Annotated in this window: 1 protein-coding gene; it reads right to left on the bottom strand. The window is 73.9% G+C overall.

Features of this window, described 5'->3' with window-relative positions; translation table 11 throughout:
* Positions 1–506 precede the first annotated feature (506 nt).
* Positions 507–765 (bottom strand): tetratricopeptide repeat protein (locus ACFZBU_RS16625; RefSeq protein ID WP_391584280.1); only part of this gene is annotated, 259 nt, incomplete at its 5' end.

Below are 765 nucleotides of genomic sequence, written 5' to 3'. Positions count from 1 at the left end.
TTACATGTCCAAACTCCCCGTCTCGCGCGCCCGGCCCCCCCGGCCCCCCCCCCCCCCCCCGGCCCCCCCCCCCCACCCCCGGGGGGGGGCGCCCCCGGCGGGGGGGGGGGGGGGGGGCCCCCCCCCCCCCACGACAGGGGGCCGCCGACTGGCAGCGGGTGCTCCGGTGGGCGGAGCCGGGCGCGGTGCGACCGCAGAGCGTGCGACTCCGGCCGGGCCGTCGAACTGGTGGGCGAGCGCGTGTCGCTCCCTGAAGGCATTGCACGAGGACCCGATGCCGCAGTTCCCTACAGCAGGTCGGCCGGATCACGAACGGTGTCGTGACCACCTCGTACCGTTCGGCACGTTCGTCCGTATCGAAGACGGAGAGGACGGCCTCGAAGGCCGGGTGCACCTCGCCGAGCCGGCCGAAGGACATGTGGGCCGGCCGGAGGATGTTGTCCAGGTGAATGAGCGGCCAGGCCGGCTCGACGCCCCCGCCGCCGGTGCGGCCGCTTTCGCACCCGTTACGTGGACCGCGCCCGTTCCAGGTTCGCTCGCACCAATGCGATGAACGGATGGCCGGGGTTGAGCGCCCGTTCCGCGTTGTGCAGGGTCTGTTCGTACAGGGGGATCGCGCGGCCCAGGTCACCCGCCCTCTCGTACGCGCCCGCGAGGTTGTTGCGGGAGGCCAGCGTGTGGGGGTGGTCGGTGCCCAGCACCCGCACCGTGTCGTCCACGGTCTGCTCGAACAGTGGGATTGCGCGGCCGAGTTCACCCACTGCC

Source organism: Embleya sp. NPDC008237, assembly GCF_042956465.1.
Lineage (GTDB): Bacteria > Actinomycetota > Actinomycetes > Streptomycetales > Streptomycetaceae > Embleya.
This window is presented reverse-complemented; position numbering and strand designations above follow the sequence as displayed.